This is a genomic window from Streptomyces phaeolivaceus (assembly GCF_009184865.1).
In the GTDB taxonomy this organism is placed as follows: Bacteria; Actinomycetota; Actinomycetes; order Streptomycetales; family Streptomycetaceae; genus Streptomyces; species Streptomyces phaeolivaceus.
Genome location: NZ_CP045096.1, coordinates 1,412,651 through 1,428,575, shown reverse-complemented (window position 1 = coordinate 1,428,575; position 15,925 = coordinate 1,412,651). Strand labels below are relative to the sequence as shown.

Sequence of the window (15,925 nt, the reverse complement as noted above, 5' to 3'; positions counted from 1 at the left end):
GGTATGCAGATGAGTAGCGGCACGCTCGCCGAGGTGTTGGCCGTCGGTGGCTGGGCCCATGTCGAGCTGGGGCTGGCCGGGGTCACCGACAAGCCCGGGTTCATGGAGCGGTGTGTGCGTGCCTTCGAGCTCCCCGGGTACTTCGGGCGGAACTGGGACGCGCTCGCGGACTGTCTCGCCGATCTGTCGTGGGCGCCGCCCGCGCGGGGACGGCTGGTCGAGGTCACCGGGTGGCAGGAGTACGCGGAGGCCGAGCCGGACGACTGGAGGATCGCGCGGGAGGTGTTCGCCGAGGCCGCCGACCACTGGAGGGGCAGCGGGTCCGAACTGCGGATCGTGCTCGCTCTCGGAGGATCCTCCTAGGTCGCCCACCGGCCCTCTGGACGTTCTGTCGGGGCCGCTCATACCCGCCGACATGGGACAATGAGGTACGTGCTCTTCCCCCTGGCGGTCCTGTCAGGGGGTCACCTCTGAACGACTGGGATGTGCGGCACGTGCGTTTCCTCAATGACATCCGGCCCGCGTACGACCTGACGTACGACGACGTCTTCATGGTCCCGAGCCGCAGCGCCGTCGGATCGCGGCAGGGCGTGGACCTGGCCTCCCCGGACGGCACGGGCACCACCATCCCGCTCGTCGTCGCCAACATGACCGCCATCGCCGGCCGCCGGATGGCCGAGACGGTCGCCCGCCGCGGTGGTCTGGTGGTCGTCCCGCAGGACATCCCGAACGAGGTCGTCACCGACGTCATCTCCTGGGTGAAGAGCCGCCACCTCGTCCTCGACACCCCGATCGTGCTGAACCCGCACCAGACGGTCGCCGACGCGCTCGCCCTGCTGCCGAAGCGCGCGCACAACGCGGGTGTCGTCGTCGACGAGGCCCTGCGGCCCGTCGGTGTCGTCACCGACGCGGACCTGACCGGTGTAGACCGCTTCACCCAGCTCGAAGTCGTCATGTCCCGCGACCTGTTGCTCCTGGACGCCGACATCGACCCGCGTGAGGCCTTCAACCGCCTCGACACCGCCAACCGCCGGTACGCGCCCGCCGTCGACAAGGACGGCCGTCTCGCGGGCATCCTCACCCGCAAGGGCGCCCTCAGGGCCACGCTGTACAGCCCCGCCGTGGACGGGAACGGCAGGCTGCGGGTCGCCGCCGCCGTCGGCGTCAACGGCGACTTCGTGGGCAAGGCCAAGCAGCTCCTCGACGCGGGCGTCGACACGCTCGTCATCGACACCGCGCACGGCCACCAGGAGTCGATGATCACCGCGATCAAGCAGGTCCGCGACCTCGACCCCCGGGTGCCGATCGTGGCGGGCAACATCGTGGCCGCCGAGGGCGTCCGGGACCTGATCGAGGCCGGCGCGGACATCGTCAAGGTCGGTGTCGGGCCGGGTGCCATGTGCACGACCCGGATGATGACCGGGGTCGGCCGGCCGCAGTTCTCGGCCGTGCTGGAGTGCGCGGCCGAGGCGAAGAAGTACGGGAAGCACGTGTGGGCCGACGGGGGTGTGCGGCACCCCCGCGATGTCGCCATGGCGTTGGCGGCCGGCGCGTCGAACGTGATGATCGGGTCGTGGTTCGCGGGGACGTACGAGTCGCCCGGGGACCTTCAGCAGGACGCCAGTGGGCGGCTGTACAAGGAGTCGTTCGGGATGGCGTCGGCGCGGGCCGTTCGCAACCGTACGAGCGAGGAGTCGGCGTACGACCGGGCGCGCAAGGCGTTGTTCGAGGAGGGCATCTCCACGTCGCGGATGTTCCTGGATCCGGCGCGGCCCGGGGTCGAGGATCTGATCGACTCGGTGATCGCGGGGGTGCGGTCTTCCTGCACGTACGCGGGGGCCGGGTCGTTGGAGGAGTTCGCCGAGCGGGCTGTGGTGGGGATTCAGAGCGCGGCCGGGTATGCGGAGGGGAAGCCTCTGCACGCGAGTTGGAGCTAGGGGCGCTTGAGAGCTCGGGGGAGCTGTCGGTTGGCGGGTGCGGGTTCGTCGTGGTTGGTCGCGCCCACGCGGCGGAGCCGCATATCGGATGCAGCCCCGCGCCCCTGGCCATGCTGCCGTCTCCCCCTTCCCCACAGTGCGCGCAATGGTCTGAACGGGTCGCGCGACGAAGCTTCGCGCACCCGGGAGCAACGCAACGATCTTGCGTCGGCGCGCAAGGTTGCCGCATTACGCTCGTGAAGCTCTGGCTCATGGGGACAGGCGCTGTACGTGGCGTGGCGGGGACCTCCTGCACGGTGGCCCCCGGGTTGTTCGGTGCTGTGGGCCTCGTCCCGCCCTGACCGGCAGCGATGAAGGAGCCACGCGTGCTCGACCAAGGCGCACCCCCGCAGCATGAGAATCAGCCGGCCCCGCCGTCCGGAGGCGTCGGGGCCGGCTGATGCGCCGTAAGCCCGTGGAACGCCTGGTCGCGGAGGGTGGCCAGGGCGAGGGAGGGTCGCTGTGGCGGTCCCTCGGGCTGTGGCAGCTGACGATGATCAGCATCGGCGCCACCCTCGGCACCGGCATCGTCGTCGTCCTCGGCGAGGCCGTCCCCAAGGCCGGGCCCGCCGTCACCCTCTCCTTCGTGATCGCCGGTCTCACCGCGCTGTTCTCCGCCCTGTCGTACGCGGAGCCGGCCGGCACCATCCCGGTCTCCGGCTCCTCGTACTCGTACACGTACGCAACCATGGGCGAGCTGGTCGCCTGGGTCTGCGGCTGGTGTCTGGTGCTGGAGTACGGGGTGTCGGTGTCGGCGGTCGCCGTGGGGTGGGGTGAGTACCTCAACGAGCTGCTGGACGGGACGATCGGCGTGACCATTCCGGCCGCGCTGTCCGCACCGCCCGGGAGTCCGCGCGGGCCAACACGGTCATGGTCGTGGTGAAGATCGCCGCCCTGCTGCTGTTCTGCCTCATCGGTCTCCAGGGCTTCCGGTCCGGCAACTACGAGACTTCATGCCGCTCGGCATGGCCGGCGTCAGCACGGCCGGGGCCACGCTGTTCTTCTCGTACATCGGGTTCGACGCCGCCTCCACCGCCGGCGAGGAGGCGAAGAACGCGCAGCGCGATCTGCCGCGCGCCATCATGCTGTCGCTGATCATCGTCACCGCGCTGTACGTGCTGGTCGCCGCCGTCGCGATCGGCGCGCGGCCCTGGGAGGGGTTCGGCGAGTCCGAGGCCGCGCTCGCCGGGATCATGAAGGACGTCATCGGGGACGCGTTCTGGGGGACGCTGCTGGCGGCCGGGGCCGTCATCGCCATCGCGAGCGTGGTGCTGACCGTGCTGTACGGGCAGACCCGCGTCCTGTTCGCCATGTCACGGGACGGGCTCGTGCCCAAGGTGTTCTCGTATGTGCACCCGAAGACGGGCACACCCCGGGTGAACACCGTGATCGTCTCGCTGTTCTGCGGTGTGCTCGCCGCCGCCATTCCGCTGGGGCAGCTCGCGGACGCCACGAGCATCGGTACGTTGTTCGCGTTCGCGCTGGTCAATGTGGCCGTCGTGGTGCTGCGGCGGACCCGGCCGGACATGCCGCGGACGTTCCGGGTGCCGTTGTCGCCGGTGCTGCCCGCGCTGGGATTCGCGTTCTGCGTATGGATGATGGGCAGCCTCGACACCGTCACCTGGGTCGTCTTCGGGGTCTGGATGGCCGCCGGGCTCGTGTTCTACTTCAGTTACGGCTATCGCCGGTCCCGACTAGCGACTCCGGAGAAGTGATCCACCCGCAGTGCTGAACGATCTCGACGAACGCATCGTGCACGCCCTCGCCGAGGACGCCCGCCGCTCCTACTCCGACATCGGCCGGCTCGTCGGGCTGTCCGCGCCCGCGGTCAAACGCCGGGTGGACCGGCTCCGGGCGACCGGGGCGATCACCGGATTCACGGTCCGGGTGGACCCCGCCGCGCTCGGCTGGGAGACCGAGGGGTACGTCGAGATCTACTGCCGGCGGAACACGTCGCCGGAGACGATCCAGCGGGGGCTGGAGCGGTATCAGGAGGTGGTGGCCGCGTCGACCGTCACGGGGGAGGCCGATGCGGTGGTGCAGGTGTTCGCGTCTGATATGCGGCACTTCGAGCGGGTGTTGGAGCGGATTGCCGGGGAGTCGTTTGTTGAGCGGACGAAGTCCGTGCTCGTTCTTTCGCCCTTGCTGCGGCGGTTTTCGTCCGGGTCGCCCGCCTGAGGGCTCGGGGCGGGCGGTTCGTCGGCGGGTGCGGGTTCGCGGGGGGCTGGTCGCGCCCACGCGGCGGAGCCGCACATTGAATGCAGCCCCGCGCCCCTTGAGTGCGCCCGGGGCTTCAAGTCACTCCGCGGTTTTCCTCGCCAGGGCGTTGTTGCCGATCGAGTTGTGGACGTTGAAGGTCACCGCGTCGGGGCGGTAGCGGTCGTCGGACCATTCCACCGGGCGGCCCTCGCGGGTGGTGGTGACGCGGCGGACGCGGAGGAGGGGGCTGGTGCGGCGTACGGCGAGGAGGTCGGCGTCGCGGGCGCCGGCGCCCACGGCGTCGATGACGTGCTCGCCGTAGGCGAAGACCAGACCGGTGTCGTCGAGGAGGCGTTGGGTGACGGAGGGGCAGTCCGGCTCGATCGGTTCGACGGCCGGGGAGATCCAGTCGGCGTAGACCGTGCGCTCCAGCAGGACCGGCTGCCCGTCGAGACCGCGCAGCCGCAGGACGTGCAGTACGCGGGCGCCCGGGGCGAGTTGGAGGCGCACCCGGTCCTCGGCGGTGGCCGTCCGGTACTCCTGGGTGATCACCCGGCCCGTCGCCTCCCGGCCCATCGCGCGTGCCCACTGGGCGAAGCTGCGCAACTCCGCGAAGCTCTGGCTGCGGCGGCCGGCCAGGACCACCCGGCGGGCGCCCTGGCGTGAGCCGATGAGCCCCTCGGCGGTCAGCGTCGCCACCGCCTGCCGGACGGTGCCGCGCGAGACGCCGTAGCGGGCCGCGAGTTCGGTCTCCGGGGGCAGCAGACTGCCCACCGTGTACTCCTCACGGTCGATCGCGCGCCGCAGCGCCTCGGCGATCTCCTCGTGTCGCGCCGCCATGTTTCCCCTCTGCTCGTCCATTCGTCACTGTGCACAGCTTGACCAGCCTAAACGACACGCGGGCCGTGTCGTGGCCGAACCGAAACGGCCGACGATTGTCCAGAAAAGCGCGGGAGACGGTTTCGCCAGTGTTTACGTGCGGGACATGAAGTGCAGGCCTACTGACGTCAACTTGTTCAGACAAGTACTCCGCTGAGACCGTCCCCTGCGCGTACCCCTGGAGAGTTCGTGACCCCCTTCCTGCCGAGAACCGCCGTGCTGGGCGGCGGCCTCGCCGTCGTCGCCGCACTCATCCTGAGCGCCTGTGGCGCCGCCCCCGAGACCTCGACCACCGCCACCGGCGAGAACGCGGCCACCGCGACCTCGGCCGAGGACTTCGGCGGTATGGACGCCCTGGTCGCCGCGGCCGAGAGGGAGGGCACGCTCAACGCGATCGCCCTGCCCCGCGACTGGGCCGACTACGGGGCACTGATCGACGGGTTCCAGAAGAAGTACGGCATCAAGATCGAGGTGGAGAACCCGGACGGGGCCAGCCAGGACGAGATCAACGCCGTCACCTCCCGCAAGGGCCAGGACCGCGCGCCCGACGTCCTCGACCTCGGCAGCTCCTTCGCGATCAGCGCCGCCCAGCAGGGCCTGCTCGCGCCGTACAGGGTGGCCGCGTTCGACGACCTCCCCGAGGGCCAGAAGGACCCGAAGGGCCAGTGGTACAACGACTACGGCGGCTACATATCCATCGGGTGCGACGCCAAGCGCGTCAAGGAGTGCCCCGAGACCTTCGCCGACCTGCTGAAGCCCGAGTACAAGGGGCAGGTCGCCCTCAACGGCAACCCCACCAAGTCGGGTTCGGCGTTCGGCGGGGTGTGGGCGGCGTCGCTGGCGAGCGGCGGATCCTTCGACGACATCCAGCCCGGCCTGGACTTCTTCGCCAAGCTGAAGAAGAACGGCAACTACACGCCCGTCGAGTCCACCCCGGCCACCGTCGAGAAGGGCGAGACGCCCATCAGCATCGACTGGGACTACCTCAACGCCGGGTACGCCGACGAGTTCAAGTCCAAGGGCGTGGACTGGAAGGTCGTCGTTCCCGAGGACGGCAGGTTCTCCCAGTACTACTCCCAGGCCATCAACAAGGACGCACCCCATCCGGCCGCCGCCCGGCTCTGGCAGGAGTACCTCTACAGCGCCGAGGGCCAGAACCTGTGGCTCGCCGGGTACGCCCGCCCGGCCCTGATGCCCGCCATGGAGAAGGCGGGCACGCTGGACAAGACCGCCGCGGCGAAGCTGCCCGAGGTGTCCGGCACCCCCGAGTTCCCGACCGAGGACCAGCAGACCAAGGCCAAGGACGTGCTCGCGCAGGGCTGGGCCGCGGCGGTCTCCGGGTGACCGCCGTCGTCACCGAGGCCGACCCAGGACTGGTGGCCGCCGCTTCCGTGAAGCGGCGGCCCCGCACCGGCGGCTGGCTCGCCGTACTCCCGCTGCTGGCCTTCGTCACGATCGCCTTCGGGCTGCCCGCGCTCGCCATGCTGAACGGCGCCTTCACCGTCAAGGACCCGGCCACGGGCGCCACTTCGTACACCACGGCGAACATGACCGCCTCCGTGCAGGGCGCCTACCTCACCGCCCTCCTCGGCAGCGTCGAGCTGTCCGCGGTCTCGGCCCTACTCGCGGCCGTCCTCGGGCTGCCGCTCGCCCAGGCGGTGGTGACCTCCCGCTTCCCGGCGCTGCGCGAGGCCGTGCTCACCGCCTCCGGCGTGCTCGCCAACTTCGGCGGCGTCCCGCTCGCCTTCGCGTTCGTCGCCACCCTCGGCAACGCGGGTGTGCTGACCCGGCAGTTCGGGCTGACGGACAAGGGCTGGGACCTCTACAGCTTCTGGGGACTGGCCATCGTCTACCTGTACTTCCTGATCCCGCTGATGGTCCTCACCATCACCCCGGCCCTCGACGGGCTGCGCGTCCAGTGGCGGGAGGCCGCCCGGAACAACGGCGCCACCGGCCTCCAGTACTGGCTCCACGTGGCCCTGCCCGTGCTCGCCCCCTCGCTGCTCGGCGGGCTCGTGCTCCTCTTCGGCAGCGCCTTCGCCGCGTACGCCACCGCCGCGGCCATGGTGGGCAGTTCGATCCCGCTGGTCACCCTGCAGATCGCCGACGCCATCTCCGGCAACGTCCTGGTCGGCCAGGAGAACGTGGCGCTCGCCCTCAGCCTCGACATGGTCCTCATCGCCGGCCTGGTCATGGCCGTCTACCTGCCCCTGCGACGACGGAGTGCGCGATGGCTGGCCTGACCCCGGTGCGCCTCGCGCCGCGCCGCCCGGCCCGGGTGCGCCCGGCCCCCTGGCGCCCGCTCGTCCTCCTCTGCGCCGGGCTGTACTTCCTCGTCCCGCTCGCCGCCTCCGTGATCTTCACGGTCGACGTGCCGGGGGAGGGGATCACCTTCGACGCGTACGGGCGGATCCTCGGCACCGACGGCTTCCTGACCAGCCTGCTGCTCTCGCTGGAACTGGCCGCCGCCACGATCGCCGTCGTACTGCTGCTGATGGTGCCCGCCATGGTCGCGCTGCGGCTCGGCGCGCCCCGGCTGCGGCCCGTGGTCGAGGTGGTGTGCTCGCTGCCGCTGGTGGTGCCGCCGATCGCGTTCGTCGCCGGACTCGGGACCGTGCTCAAGTGGGGGCCGGAACACCTCTCCCGGACCCCGCTGTTCCAGACCTTCGTGGCGATCCAGAACCCCGACTTCCCCGTGGTCCTCGTCCTCGCCTACGTCGTGATGGCGCTGCCCTTCGTGCACCGGGCGCTGGACGCGGGGCTGCGCGCGATGGACGTACGCACCCTCGTCGAGGCCGCCCGCAGCTGCGGGGCGGGCCGGCCGCAGGCGCTGGTGCGGGCCGTGCTGCCCAATCTGCGCGGGGCGCTGCTCAACTCCGCGTTCCTCACCCTGGCGCTGGTCCTCGGCGAGTTCACCGTCGCCCAACTGCTGGGCTTCCGGCCGTTCGCCGTGTGGATCGTCAACGTCAGCGGCTCACAGGCCCAGCTCTCCGTCGCCGTCTCGGTGCTCAGCCTGCTCGTCACCTGGGCCATGCTCCTCGCGCTCGCCTCCTTCGGCGGACGCACCCGAACCGCTTCCGCCTCCGGGGGATGAACCATGACCGTGCTCGACAAACTTGAGAAGACCGCCACCGACACCGCCGCGACCGTCGAATTCCGGGGTCTGCGCCGTGAGTTCGGGACAACCGTCGCCCTCGACGGACTCGACCTGACCGTCCGGCCCGGCGAACTGCTCGCTCTGCTCGGCCCGTCCGGCTGCGGCAAGACCACCGCGCTGCGGATGCTCGCCGGCTTCGAACACCCCGACTCCGGCGAGGTACTGGTCGACGGGGCCGACGTCACCCGGGTCCCGGCGCACCGCCGCGACGCCGGGATGGTCTTCCAGTCGTACAGCCTCTTCCCGCACCTCAGCGCCCTCGACAACGTGGCCTTCGGACTGCGGATGCGCAAGGTGCGTACGGTTGAACGACGCTCCCGGGCCGCCGAGTTGCTCGACCTCGTAGGACTCGCCGACAAGGGCGACCAGTACCCGCACCAGCTCTCCGGCGGCCAGCAGCAGCGCGTCGCCCTCGCCCGCGCGCTCGCCCTGCGGCCCCGGGTGCTGCTGCTCGACGAACCGCTCTCCGCCCTCGACGCCAAGGTACGGCTGACCCTGCGCGAGGAGATCCGCAGGGTCCAGCAGGAGCTGGGCATCACCACCCTGTTCGTCACCCACGACCAGGAGGAGGCGCTGTCCATGGCCGACCGGGTCGCCGTGATGCGGGCCGGACGGCTGGAACAGTGCGCGGTGCCCGTCGAGTTGTACGGCCGTCCGGCCACCGCCTTCGTCGCCGAGTTCGTCGGCACGATGAGCCGGATCCCGGGGCGGCTGGACGGCACGACGGTCGAGGTGCTCGGCCGGCGGCTGCCCGTGGACGGGCCGGCGCCGACCGCCGGGGAGGTGGACGTGCTGGTGCGGCCGGAGGCGGTCGCCGTACGCGCCGACGGCACCGGGGCGGCCCGGGTGGTCGCCACCGCGTTCCTCGGCGCCGCCACCCGCCTCACCGTCCGGCTCGCCGACGGCACCGAGGTGAAGGCCGACCTGCCCACGCACGAGGCCGCCACGCTCGGCGCCGGGGCGGTCGTGACCGTGAGCCTCCCGGAACGGCCCGTGCTGGTCGCCGAGCGCACCACCCGCTGAGCATCCACCCCGCGGCCCGGCCCCCACAGCCGGGCGACAACCCCCCCATGGAAAGAGAAACCCTTGTCTCGACTCCCGCTCCAAGCCGCCCTGTTCGACATGGACGGCACGCTCGTCGACACCGAGCGGCTGTGGTGGGAGGCGGTCGAAGACGTGGCCGCCGGCCTCGGGCGCGCGCTGACCGAGGCCGACCAGCCCGACGTCCTGGGCCGCCCGGTCGAGCACACCGCCGCCTGGCTCGCCGGGCTCACCGGAGCCGAACGGGACGCGCTGGCCGCCGACCTGCACCGGGAGTTCGCCGACCGGGTCCGCACCGGGATCGTGCCCCGGCCGGGCGCGCTGGAACTGCTGCGGGCGCTGGCCCGCGAGGGCGTCCCCACCGCCCTGGTCACCGCCTCCCCGCGCGCCGTCGCCGACACCGTCCTCGACGTCCTCGGCCGCGACCTGTTCGCCGTCTCGGTCACCGCCGACGACACCGAGCACACCAAACCCGCCCCCGACCCCTATCTCGCCGCCTGCCGCTCCCTCGGCGTCGACCCCGCCGCCTGTGTCGCCGTCGAGGACACCCGGACCGGGGTCACCTCCGCCGAGGCCGCGGGCTGCGTGGTGCTGGCCGTGCCCTCGCTCGCCCCCATCGACGAGGCCCCGGGCCGGACCGTACGGGACAGCCTGGAGGCCGTGACCCCGGCGAGCCTGCGCCTGCTGGTCGCCCCCGACGGGCCCGCCCTGCGCGTGATGACCTGGAACCTCTGGCACGGCGGCACCAAGGTCCGCGACCATCGGGCCAAACAGCTCAAGATCATCACTGAGACCGGTGTCGACGTGGTCGGCCTCCAGGAGACGTACGGCACCGCCGCCCAGGAACTGGCCGACGCCCTCGGCTGGCACCACCACCGGGCCGGCGACAACCTCGGCATCATCAGCCGCCACCCGATCACGGCCCGCCTCGGCGACCCCGACGTCGGCTTCCACGGCGCGGCGGGCGTCCGGATCAGCACCGACTCCGGCACCGAGGTGGACATCTGGACCGTCCACCTCGACTACCAGCCGTACGGGCCCTACGAGGCCGCCTTCGACGGGCTGCCCGCCGCCGAGCTGATCGCCCACGAGGAGGTACGCCTCGCCCAGCTGCGGGACTGCCTGCGCCGGATCGAGGACACCACCCCGGGCGGGTCGGGGGCGCCGGCCGTGCCGGTCGTCCTGGTCGGCGACTTCAACGCCCCCTCGCACCTCGACCGCACGGACGTCGACTGGCCGGTGAGCAGGGCCGCCGAGCGCGCGGGCCTGCGCGACTCCTACCGCGAGGCGCACCCCGACCCCGTACGGCGGCCCGGTCACACCTGGTCGCCGATCCACGTCGCCCACGAGGACGGCAGCGGCCGGCCCGAGCCGCAGGACCGCATCGACTTCGTCCTGCACCGGGGCCTCGCGGTGCTCGACTCCCGGACGTACGTCAGCGGCACACCCCGCCGCTGGCCGGACGTCGAGGACAACGACTGGCCGTCCGACCACGCCGCGGTGATCACCACGTTCGCGCTGGGCCCGGCCGTGACCGCCCGGGAGTGATCCCCGTATTCCACTGGGCCGGACGGGGCGCCCCGACTAGCATCGGTGTCATGACCTGGCGACATTGATCCACCAGCCGTGCCGCCCGAGGACCGCCTCGGACGTCGTGTCTCCGACGTCCGATCCGCTCCCTCGGGAAGGCCTCATGACTCTCTCACCCGCGCGCGTGCCCGGTGTCCGGACCAGTGGTGTCCGGCGGCTGACGGCCACGCTGTACGGCTACGCGTTCCTCGACGACTTCGTGCTGCTCTACCCGGTGTACGCGCTGCTGTTCAGCGACACCGGCCTGTCGATCTGGCAGATCTCCTCCCTGTTCGCCCTGTGGTCGATCACCGGGATCGTGCTGGAGGTGCCGTCCGGCGCCTGGGCCGACGCCGTGTCCCGGCGGATGCTGCTCCGGCTGGGGCCCCTGCTCACCGCGGCCGGCTTCGCCCTGTGGGTGATCGTCCCGTCGTACTGGGCATTCGCGCTCGGCTTCGTGCTCTGGGGCGTGCGCGGCGCGCTCGGCTCCGGGGCGCTGGAGGCACTCGTCTACGACGAACTGGACCGGCTCGGCGCGGCCGACCGGTACGCGCGGATCAACGGCCGCGCCCAGGCGGTCGGCATGGTCGCCGTGATGGCGGCGATGGGACTGGCCGGGCCCGTGCTCGACCTCGGCGGCCATCCGGCCGTGGGCGCGGCGAGTGTGCTGGTCTGTGTGCTGACCTCGCTGGTGGCGACACGCTTCCCCGAGCACCGGAAGGCCGCGGCTGAGGGGAAGGACGCGGCGGCCTCCGCCCTCGCCACGCTGCGGGCCGGACTGGCCGAGGTCCGCCGGGACCGTTCGGTACGGGGAGCGATGCTGCTCGTCCCGGCCGTCGGCGCGGTCTGGGGCGCGCTCGACGAGTACACGCCGCTGCTGGTCCGGGACACCGGGGTGGCCGAGCAGACGGTGCCGTATCTGCTGCTGGTGATCTGGGTGGGGCCGGCGATCGGCAGCCTGCTGACCGGGGTGGCGGAGCGGTTGGGCAAGGCCGGGCTGGGGGTGGTGCTGGCGGGCGCGGCCTTCGCGCTGGCCGTGGGGGCGCTGATGGGGACGCCGGTCGGTATCGGGCTGGTGGCCGTCGCCTTCGGTGGGTTCCAGCTGGTCAATGTGCTCGCCGACGCGCGGTTGCAGGACCGGATCGAGGGGGCGCGGCGGGCGACGCTCACGTCCGTGGCGAGCATGGGGACCGAGACGGCGACGGTCGCCGCCTTCGCCGTGTACGCGGTGATCGGGGGTGCGGGCTCTACGCATGCGGTCGCGTTCGCCGTGTTCGCGGTGCCGTATCTGGTGACGGCGGGGGTTCTGGTGGGGCGGAGGGGCGTGTAGGGGGGTGGGGCGTGGGGGTTCGTGGGCGGCTGCGGGTTTGGTGTGGCTGGTCGCGCAGTTCCCCGCGCCCCTGGAGGGCGCGGGTGGTGCGCTTTCTCAGGCGCGCAACGAATCGTCGTGTGGCCGGGGTCGTGCGCAATGAATCGTCCATCGGTGCGCAACGGCCGCCGCTTGTTCGGGGTGGCGCGGCGGCCGTACCGTCTATCTGGCCCCCAAACCCCCTTCGTCCCGGTGAGGATCACGCATGCGTACCGCCCTGCTCCAGAGCTCCGGTCGGCCCGGTTCGGTCGGTGGGAATCTGAGGGTGCTCGACGAGGCCGCCGGGCGGGCCGCCGAGGCCGGGGCGGGGCTCGTGGTGGCGCCGGAGATGTTCCTGACCGGATACGCGATCGGGGACGACATCGAGCGGCTCGCCGAGGCGGCCGACGGGGACTCGGCCGACGCGGTCGCCGAGATCGCGGAGCGGCACCGGGTCGCGATCGCGTACGGGTATCCCGAGCGCGCCGGTGACGCGGTCTTCAACTCGGCGCAGCTCGTCTCCGCCGACGGCGTCCGGCTGGCGAACTACCGCAAGACCCATCTCTTCGGCTGCTTCGAGCGAGACCACTTCACGGCGGGCGAACGGTCCGTCGTCCAGGCCGAGTTGTGCGGGCTCCGCGTCGGGATCCTGATCTGCTACGACGTGGAATTCCCGGAGAACGTCCGCGCCCACGCCCTCGCCGGCACCGACCTGCTCCTCGTGCCCACGGCCCAGATGCATCCGTTCCAGTTCGTCGCCGAGTCGATGATCCCGGTGCGGGCCTTCGAGAACCAGATGTACGTCGCCTACGTCAACCGGGTCGGCCAGGAAGGGGAGTTCGAGTTCGTCGGGCTGTCCACGCTGGCCGGGCCCGACGGGGTCGCCCGCACCCGCGCCGGACGCGACGAGGAACTCGTCCTCGCCGAGGTCGACCCCGCCTTCCTCGCGGCCTCCCGCGAGACGAATCCGTACCTCCAGGACCGGCGCCCCGGTCTCTACGGGGCCCTCGTCCCCGGCGTCTGAGGTCCAACACCCCACCCCCACCCCGCAGTTCACCTTTCTTGTCGCAAGGAGTCCGTACCCCATGACGTCCACCGTGCCCAACGCCATCGAGCACGCAGACGAGCAGCAGCCGCCGATCACCATGTTCGGCCCGGACTTCCCGTACGCGTACGACGACTTCCTGGCCCACCCGGCCGGGCTCGGCCAGATCCCGGCCACCGAGCACGGCACCGAGGTCGCGGTCATCGGCGGCGGGCTGTCGGGCATCGTGGCCGCGTACGAGCTGATGAAGATGGGGCTCAAGCCGGTCGTGTACGAGGCCGACCGGATCGGCGGGCGGCTGCGGACCGTGGGGTTCGAGGGGTGCGACCCGTCGCTCACCGCCGAGATGGGCGCGATGCGCTTCCCGCCGTCCTCCACGGCCCTTCAGCACTACATCGACCTGGCGGGTCTGGAGACCCGGCCCTTCCCCAACCCCCTCGCGGAGACCACGCCCTCGACCGTCGTCGACCTCAAGGGCGAGTCCCACTACGCCGAGACGATCGACGACCTGCCCCAGGTGTACCGGGATGTCGCCGCCGCCTGGAACGCCTGTCTCGAAGAGGGCGCCGACTTCTCCGACATGAACCGGGCGCTGCGTGAGCGGGACGTGCCGCGCATCCGGGAGATCTGGGCGAAGCTCGTCGAGCGGCTGGACAACCAGACCTTCTACGGCTTCCTCTGCGACTCCGAGGCCTTCAAGTCCTTCCGGCACCGTGAGATCTTCGGCCAGGTCGGCTTCGGCACCGGCGGCTGGGACACCGACTTCCCCAACTCCATCCTGGAGATCCTGCGCGTCGTCCACACCGAGGCCGACGACCACCACCGGGGCATCGTCGGCGGCAGCCAGCAGCTCCCGCTGCGGCTCTGGGAGCGCGAGCCGGAGAAGATCACGCACTGGTCGTACGGGACGTCCCTGAAGTCCCTGCACGACGAGGGCGAGCCGCGGCCCGCCGTGACCCGGCTGCACCGGACGGCCGGCAACCGGATCACCGTGACGGACGCGGACGGCGACATCCGCACCTATCAGGTGGCGATCTTCACCGCCCAGTCCTGGATGCTGCTGTCGAAGATCGCCTGCGACGACTCGCTCTTCCCGATCGACCACTGGACCGCCATCGAGCGCACCCACTACATGGAGTCCAGCAAGCTCTTCGTGCCCGTGGACCGGCCGTTCTGGCTGGACAAGGCCGTCGACGACAGGGGAAATCCGACCGGCCGTGACGTGATGTCGATGACGCTCACCGACCGGATGACGCGCGGGACTTACCTCCTCGACGACGGGCCGGACAAGCCCGCTGTCATCTGCCTCTCCTACACCTGGTGCGACGACAGCCTGAAGTGGCTGCCGCTGTCCGCGAACGAGCGGCTGGAGGTCATGCTGAAGTCGCTCGGCGAGATCTACCCGAACGTCGACATCCGCAGCCATGTCATCGGCGACCCGGTGACCGTCTCCTGGGAGAACGAGCCCTACTTCATGGGCGCGTTCAAGGCGAACCTGCCCGGCCACTACCGCTACCAGCGGCGCCTGTTCACCCACTTCATGCAGGACCGGCTGCCCGAGGACAAGCGGGGCATCTTCCTCGCCGGCGACGACATCTCCTGGACGGCCGGCTGGGCCGAGGGCGCGATCCAGACCGCGCTCAACGCGGTCTGGGGCGTCATGCACCACTTCGGCGGCACCACCGACGCGACCAACCCCGGGCCCGGGGACGTCTACGACGAGATCGCGCCGGTGGAACTCCCGGAGGACTAGGGCGAGTTCGGGCGGTCTAGACCCCGGCCGCCCGTGCCGAGGCGTACACCTCGGCGGCCACGTCCTTGAGTTCCTCGGCGTCCCGCAGGCCGTACTGGAGGTCGAGGAAGATCTCGTCGAGACCGATCGCGGCATGCGCGGCGAGGTCCTCGGTGAGCTGGTCCGCGTTGCCCTGGAAGGGATGGCGGTCGGCGCCCTCGTAGGCCTTGGACCGGTACTGGACGTTGATCCGCAGGACCGAGCGGAGCGGTCTGATGTGGCGGCGCTCGGCGGCCAGGGCCCGCAACTGGCGCCACTGGGTCGCCAGTTCGTCGACACCCAGGCCCACCGGCAGCCAGCCGTCGGCATGGTCGACGAGCCGGCGCCGGGCCCGCGCGGTACTGCCCGACAGCAGGATGGGGATCGGGCGGCGGGGCTTGGGACCCACCACGGCAGACGTGATCTTCGTGAGCCTGCCGTCGTACGACACCGGGTCCGGGCCCCAGACCGCACGGCACACCCCGATCAGCTCCTCCAGCACCTGGCCGCGCTCCTCGAAGGGCCGGACGGCCGCCGCGGCGTACTCGTCGAGAGACCAGCCCGTGCCGAGGCCCGCGACCACCCGGCCGCCGCTCGCCGCGTCCAACGAGGCCAGGGACTTGGCGAGTTGGAACGGCACATGCAGCGGGGCGATCAGGCTGGTGCCGAGCCGGGCCCGTGAGGTGACCGCCGCGGCCAGGGTGAGCGTGACGAGCGGCTCGGCCACATGCCGGTAGTGGTCCGGCCAGGGCAGCCCCTCCAGGCCGTACAGACCCTGCGACGGCGGCTCCGGGAACAGGGCCCGTTCGAAGACCCACAGACTGTCGTAGCCGATGTTCTCGGCCGTACGCGCCACGTCGGGCACGTCCTTTCCGATGTCGTACTGCCGCATCTGGGGAAGGGCGAGCCCGAGCCGTAACACCATGCCGTGTGCTCCTCT

Annotated in this window: 13 protein-coding genes and 1 pseudogene; 12 read left to right on the top strand and 2 right to left on the bottom strand. The window is 71.4% G+C overall.

The features are described 5' to 3' along the window. Positions 1–9 precede the first annotated feature (9 nt). The 4 genes and pseudogenes from F9278_RS06805 (at position 10) to F9278_RS06790 (ending at position 4,154) form a co-directional block, all read left to right on the top strand. Positions 10–363 (top strand): barstar family protein, encoded by a 354-nt coding sequence (locus F9278_RS06805; protein WP_152167465.1) that lies wholly within the window; start codon positions 10–12, stop codon positions 361–363. A 131-nt stretch (positions 364–494) separates the two neighbouring features. Further along, a complete protein-coding gene (locus F9278_RS06800) occupies positions 495–1,937 on the top strand; it encodes a GuaB1 family IMP dehydrogenase-related protein (protein WP_193241393.1) in 1,443 nt (480 codons plus the stop codon). Between the two features lie 365 nt (positions 1,938–2,302). Next, positions 2,303–3,691 (top strand): annotated as a pseudogene (locus F9278_RS06795) (amino acid permease). A 10-nt stretch (positions 3,692–3,701) separates the two neighbouring features. After that, positions 3,702–4,154 carry an Lrp/AsnC family transcriptional regulator gene (locus tag F9278_RS06790; protein ID WP_152167463.1) on the top strand — a complete coding sequence of 151 codons (453 nt, stop codon included), beginning with the start codon at positions 3,702–3,704 and terminating at the stop codon, positions 4,152–4,154. 120 nt (positions 4,155–4,274) lie between these two features. Here F9278_RS06790 and F9278_RS06785 read toward each other — a convergent pair whose 3' ends face one another. Beyond that, positions 4,275–5,015 (bottom strand): GntR family transcriptional regulator, encoded by a 741-nt coding sequence (locus F9278_RS06785; RefSeq protein WP_152167461.1) that lies wholly within the window; start codon positions 5,013–5,015, stop codon positions 4,275–4,277. A gap of 228 nt (positions 5,016–5,243) precedes the next feature. On the opposite strand from F9278_RS06785, the gene F9278_RS06780 reads away from it, so the two are divergent. The 8 genes from F9278_RS06780 to F9278_RS06745 all read left to right on the top strand — a co-directional run bounded on the left by F9278_RS06780 (position 5,244) and on the right by F9278_RS06745 (position 14,967). Then, positions 5,244–6,398, top strand: coding sequence for an ABC transporter substrate-binding protein (locus tag F9278_RS06780; protein ID WP_152167460.1), 1,155 nt, complete (start codon positions 5,244–5,246; stop codon positions 6,396–6,398). Then, positions 6,395–7,297, top strand: coding sequence for an ABC transporter permease (locus F9278_RS06775; protein WP_152167459.1), 903 nt, complete (start codon positions 6,395–6,397; stop codon positions 7,295–7,297). The genes F9278_RS06780 and F9278_RS06775 overlap by 4 nt, the downstream gene beginning before the upstream one ends. Then, positions 7,285–8,148: an ABC transporter permease gene (locus tag F9278_RS06770; protein ID WP_226966658.1), complete on the top strand. Its 864-nt coding sequence runs from the start codon at positions 7,285–7,287 to the stop codon at positions 8,146–8,148. Before F9278_RS06775 ends, F9278_RS06770 begins: the two co-directional genes overlap by 13 nt. 3 nt (positions 8,149–8,151) lie before the next feature. Next, positions 8,152–9,234 (top strand): ABC transporter ATP-binding protein, encoded by a 1,083-nt coding sequence (locus F9278_RS06765; protein WP_152167458.1) that lies wholly within the window; start codon positions 8,152–8,154, stop codon positions 9,232–9,234. Between the two features lie 63 nt (positions 9,235–9,297). Beyond that, a complete protein-coding gene (locus F9278_RS06760) occupies positions 9,298–10,800 on the top strand; it encodes an HAD-IA family hydrolase (RefSeq protein ID WP_152167457.1) in 1,503 nt (500 codons plus the stop codon). Between the two features lie 145 nt (positions 10,801–10,945). Beyond that, on the top strand, positions 10,946–12,151 hold the full coding sequence (locus F9278_RS06755) for an MFS transporter (RefSeq protein ID WP_152167456.1): 1,206 nt from the start codon (positions 10,946–10,948) through the stop codon (positions 12,149–12,151). 244 nt (positions 12,152–12,395) lie between these two features. Continuing rightward, positions 12,396–13,193, top strand: coding sequence for a carbon-nitrogen hydrolase family protein (locus tag F9278_RS06750; RefSeq protein ID WP_152167455.1), 798 nt, complete (start codon positions 12,396–12,398; stop codon positions 13,191–13,193). A gap of 61 nt (positions 13,194–13,254) precedes the next feature. Continuing rightward, complete coding sequence (locus F9278_RS06745) at positions 13,255–14,967, top strand: flavin monoamine oxidase family protein (RefSeq protein ID WP_152167454.1); 1,713 nt, start codon at positions 13,255–13,257, stop codon at positions 14,965–14,967. A gap of 16 nt (positions 14,968–14,983) precedes the next feature. Here F9278_RS06745 and F9278_RS06740 read toward each other — a convergent pair whose 3' ends face one another. Continuing rightward, positions 14,984–15,910: an LLM class F420-dependent oxidoreductase gene (locus F9278_RS06740; RefSeq protein WP_152167452.1), complete on the bottom strand. Its 927-nt coding sequence runs from the start codon at positions 15,908–15,910 to the stop codon at positions 14,984–14,986. Positions 15,911–15,925: the final 15 nt, after the last annotated feature.